This window comes from Flavobacterium sp. DSR3-2 (genome assembly GCF_049896525.1).
Classification (GTDB): Bacteria; Bacteroidota; Bacteroidia; order Flavobacteriales; family Flavobacteriaceae; genus Flavobacterium.
Genome location: NZ_JAFCUM010000026.1, coordinates 1 through 5,174 on the forward strand (window position 1 = coordinate 1; position 5,174 = coordinate 5,174).

A 5,174-nucleotide genomic window follows, 5' to 3' on the forward strand; every position below is an offset into this window, starting at 1 on the left:
AGAAAGTTTCTTCCTGCCGATTGCTCGGCAGGAAAAGCGTACATAAGCTTACGGGTTATTAGTACTACTCGACTATGACATTACTGCCTTTACATCTATAGCCTATCAACGTGGTCATCTCCCACGACCCTTAAAAGAAATCTCATCTTGTGGTGGGTTTCGCGCTTATATGCTTTCAGCGCTTATCCCTTCCAAACGTAGCTACTCTGCGATGCCACTGGCGTGACAACAGATACACTAGAGGTTTGTCCAATTCGGTCCTCTCGTACTAGAATCAGATCCACTCAAATTTCTTGCGCCCACAGTAGATAGAGACCGAACTGTCTCACGACGTTCTGAACCCAGCTCGCGTGCCACTTTAATGGGCGAACAGCCCAACCCTTGGGACCTTCTCCAGCCCCAGGATGTGACGAGCCGACATCGAGGTGCCAAACCCCCCCGTCGATATGAGCTCTTGGGGGAGATCAGCCTGTTATCCCCGGCGTACCTTTTATCCTTTGAGCGATGGCCCTTCCATGCGGAACCACCGGATCACTATGCTCTACTTTCGTACCTGATCGACCTGTATGTCTCTCAGTCAAGCTCCCTTATGCCATTGCACTCTACGCACGGTTACCAAGCGTACTGAGGGAACCTTTAGAAGCCTCCGTTACTCTTTTGGAGGCGACCACCCCAGTCAAACTACCCACCAAGCAATGTCCCCCGCATTACGGGGTTAGGCCTCAGACAAACAAAGGGTTGTATTTCAACAATGACTCCACAACGCCTAGCGACGCCACTTCACAGTCTCCAACCTATCCTACACATCATTTGTCCAAGGTCAATACTAAGCTATAGTAAAGGTGCACAGGGTCTTTTCGTCCCACTGCGGGTAAGCGGCATCTTCACCGCTACTACAATTTCACCGAGCTCATGGCTGAGACAGTGTCCAGATCGTTACACCATTCGTGCAGGTCGGAACTTACCCGACAAGGAATTTCGCTACCTTAGGACCGTTATAGTTACGGCCGCCGTTTACTGGGGCTTCATTTCAATGCTTCTCCGAAGATAACATCTCCACTTAACCTTCCAGCACCGGGCAGGTGTCAGGCCCTATACTTCATCTTACGATTTTGCAGAGCCCTGTGTTTTTGATAAACAGTCGCCTGGACCTCTTCACTGCGGCCAGCATTGCTGCTGGCGACCCTTCTCCCGAAGTTACGGGTCTATTTTGCCTAATTCCTTAGCCATGAATCTCTCGAGCACCTTAGGATTCTCTCCTCGACTACCTGTGTCGGTTTGCGGTACGGGTACTTATTACCTGAAGTTTAGAGGTTTTTCTTGGAAGCCCTTAGGCGCACTATCTCTTTGTCCGAAGACTCCGAGTACTATCGTATTTCCCCAAAACCCGTGGATTTGCCTGCGGGTCTTATAGGTAGGTACTTCAACGAACTATTCCGTCAGTTCGCGGCGCTTTCATCACTCCGTCACCCCATCACAGTAATAACTAGTACGGGAATATTAACCCGTTGTCCATCGACTGTCCCTTTCGGGTTCGCCTTAGGTCCCGACTAACCCACAGCTGATTAGCATAGCTGTGGAAACCTTAGTCTTTCGGTGTGCGGGTTTCTCGCCCGCATTATCGTTACTTATGCCTACATTTTCTTTTCTCACCGGTCCAGCATACCTTACGATACACCTTCTACCCTGTGAGAATGCTCCCCTACCACTTACAATTAATTGTAAATCCATAGCTTCGGTAATATACTTATGCCCGATTATTATCCATGCTCGTCCGCTCGACTAGTGAGCTGTTACGCACTCTTTAAATGAATGGCTGCTTCCAAGCCAACATCCTAGCTGTCTGGGCAGACAAACCTCGTTCTTTCAACTTAGTATATATTTGGGGACCTTAGCTGATGGTCTGGGTTCTTTCCCTCTCGGACTTGGACCTTAGCACCCAAGCCCTCACTGTTATGAAACATTATATAGCATTCGGAGTTTGTCAGGAATTGGTAGGCGGTGAAGCCCCCGCATCCAATCAGTAGCTCTACCTCTATATAACTTTACGCATAACGCTGCACCTAAATGCATTTCGGGGAGTACGAGCTATTTCCGAGTTTGATTGGCCTTTCACCCCTACCCACAGGTCATCCGAAGACTTTTCAACGTCAACCGGTTCGGACCTCCACTATGTGTTACCACAGCTTCATCCTGCCCATGGGTAGATCACACGGTTTCGCGTCTAACACTACTGACTAAAGCGCCCTATTCAGACTCGCTTTCGCTACGGATCCGTGGCTTAACCACTTATCCTTGCCAGCAACGTTAACTCGTAGGCTCATTATGCAAAAGGCACGCCGTCACCCCACGAAAGGGCTCCGACCGCTTGTAAGCGTATGGTTTCAGGATCTATTTCACTCCGTTATTCACGGTTCTTTTCACCTTTCCCTCACGGTACTGGTTCACTATCGGTCTCTCAGGAGTATTTAGCCTTAGCGGATGGTCCCGCCAAATTCAGACAGGATTTCTCGTGTCCCGCCCTACTCAGGATACCACTATCGTTATCTTCTATTACTTATACAGGGCTATCACCTTCTTTGGCCCTACTTTCCAGTAGATTCTAATTCTATCCGCAACAAATAACGTGGTCCTACAACCCCAATATTGCCGTAACAACATTGGTTTGGGCTAATCCGCGTTCGCTCGCCACTACTTACGGAATCACTTTTGTTTTCTTCTCCTCCGCCTACTTAGATGTTTCAGTTCAGCGGGTTTGCCCACCTATCGGTGTACTATGTCTTCAACATAGTGGGTTGCCCCATTCGGGTATCTACGGATCATATCGTGTGTGCCAATCCCCGTAGCTTTTCGCAGCTTATCACGCCCTTCATCGCCTCTGAGAGCCAAGGCATCCCCCATACGCCCTTATTTTGCTTATTGTACCAACATTCAATTAAGAATGCCGTTTCTTTTACTTGTCTATAAATAAACAAGCAAAAAATGCTTTCTACTTTTTATTATTTTCTTATCTCAATATGTCAATGAACTTTATTTAGTCGAATGTCAAAGGTCTTAAAGTCCAATGTCCGAAGACTTGTAACTTTATGACTTTAGACTTTATGACTAAAATCGTGGAGAATAACGGAGTCGAACCGTTGACCTCCTGCGTGCAAGGCAGGCGCTCTAGCCAGCTGAGCTAATCCCCCAATCTAATTATGAATTGTGAATTATGAATTATGAAATACTTTCATAACTCCTCAACTCTAGAATTTCTTCTTTTTTTATTTAAGTAAAATAGTTGTCTCGGACAGACTCGAACTGTCGACCCCTACATTATCAGTGTAGTACTCTAACCAGCTGAGCTACGAGACACTCTTATTCTTAAATGGTATTATTTGAACTAACAGCAAGAGTAATAAAATTTTAATCTTTGTTTCCAACGCGAACTTTCGTCTTCTTTCCCTAGCGTGTATTGCTACTAACACTAAGGCTCTAGAAAGGAGGTGTTCCAGCCGCACCTTCCGGTACGGCTACCTTGTTACGACTTAGCCCTAGTTACCAGTTTTACCCTAGGCAGCTCCTTGCGGTCACCGACTTCAGGCACCCCCAGCTTCCATGGCTTGACGGGCGGTGTGTACAAGGCCCGGGAACGTATTCACCGGATCATGGCTGATATCCGATTACTAGCGATTCCAGCTTCACGGAGTCGAGTTGCAGACTCCGATCCGAACTGTGACCGGTTTTATAGATTCGCTCCTGGTCGCCCAGTGGCTGCTCTCTGTACCGGCCATTGTAGCACGTGTGTAGCCCAAGGCGTAAGGGCCGTGATGATTTGACGTCATCCCCACCTTCCTCACAGTTTGCACTGGCAGTCTTGTTAGAGTTCCCGACTTGACTCGCTGGCAACTAACAACAGGGGTTGCGCTCGTTATAGGACTTAACCTGACACCTCACGGCACGAGCTGACGACAACCATGCAGCACCTTGTAAATTGTCTTGCGAAAGATCTGTTTCCAAACCGGTCAATCTACATTTAAGCCTTGGTAAGGTTCCTCGCGTATCATCGAATTAAACCACATGCTCCACCGCTTGTGCGGGCCCCCGTCAATTCCTTTGAGTTTCATTCTTGCGAACGTACTCCCCAGGTGGGATACTTATCACTTTCGCTTAGCCACTGAAATTGCTTCCAACAGCTAGTATCCATCGTTTACGGCGTGGACTACCAGGGTATCTAATCCTGTTCGCTACCCACGCTTTCGTCCATCAGCGTCAATCCATTAGTAGTAACCTGCCTTCGCAATTGGTATTCCATGTAATCTCTAAGCATTTCACCGCTACACTACATATTCTAGTTACTTCCTAATAATTCAAGTCAGACAGTATCAATGGCCGTTCCACCGTTGAGCGATGGGCTTTCACCACTGACTTACCTGACCGCCTACGGACCCTTTAAACCCAATGATTCCGGATAACGCTTGGATCCTCCGTATTACCGCGGCTGCTGGCACGGAGTTAGCCGATCCTTATTCTTACGATACCGTCAAGCTCCGACACGTCGGAGGGTTTCTTCTCGTATAAAAGCAGTTTACAATCCATAGGACCGTCATCCTGCACGCGGCATGGCTGGATCAGGCTTGCGCCCATTGTCCAATATTCCTCACTGCTGCCTCCCGTAGGAGTCTGGTCCGTGTCTCAGTACCAGTGTGGGGGATCTCCCTCTCAGGACCCCTACCCATCGTTGCCTTGGTAAGCCGTTACCTTACCAACTAGCTAATGGGACGCATGCTCATCTTTCACCGTTGTGACTTTAATAGTGGTTTCATGCGAAACTGCTATACTATGAGGTATTAATCCAAATTTCTCTGGGCTATCCCTCTGTGAAAGGTAGATTGCATACGCGTTACGCACCCGTGCGCCGGTCTCTGCTTCCGAAGAAGCATACCCCTCGACTTGCATGTGTTAAGCCTGCCGCTAGCGTTCATCCTGAGCCAGGATCAAACTCTTCATCGTATATTGTTGAGTTCAGATAAATCTGTTCTCTTTATTTATTCGACTAAATTCTAGTGGTTTTTTCAAATCTCTCGATTCTATTACTCTTATTCTTTTGTTCTAAGATCTCTCTTAAAACGGCTGTCAATTCAATATGTCTAGGAACGTGTTCTTATCTGCTTTTCTCTTCGTTTGATTCACAT

2 tRNA genes and 2 rRNA genes are annotated in these 5,174 nt (G+C 47.5%); all 4 read right to left on the bottom strand.

The features are described from left to right. Positions 1–38: 38 nt before the first annotated feature. The 4 genes from ACP7AV_RS16975 to ACP7AV_RS16990 all read right to left on the bottom strand — a co-directional run bounded on the left by ACP7AV_RS16975 (position 39) and on the right by ACP7AV_RS16990 (position 4,992). Positions 39–2,922 (bottom strand): 23S ribosomal RNA (locus tag ACP7AV_RS16975). 192 nt (positions 2,923–3,114) lie between these two features. Continuing rightward, a tRNA-Ala gene (locus ACP7AV_RS16980) sits at positions 3,115–3,188 on the bottom strand. A gap of 92 nt (positions 3,189–3,280) precedes the next feature. Next, a tRNA-Ile gene (locus tag ACP7AV_RS16985) sits at positions 3,281–3,354 on the bottom strand. 124 nt (positions 3,355–3,478) lie between these two features. Further along, positions 3,479–4,992: ribosomal RNA gene (locus ACP7AV_RS16990) — 16S ribosomal RNA — on the bottom strand. Together the 16S and 23S rRNA genes with 2 tRNA genes alongside form the textbook arrangement of a ribosomal RNA operon. Positions 4,993–5,174: the final 182 nt, after the last annotated feature.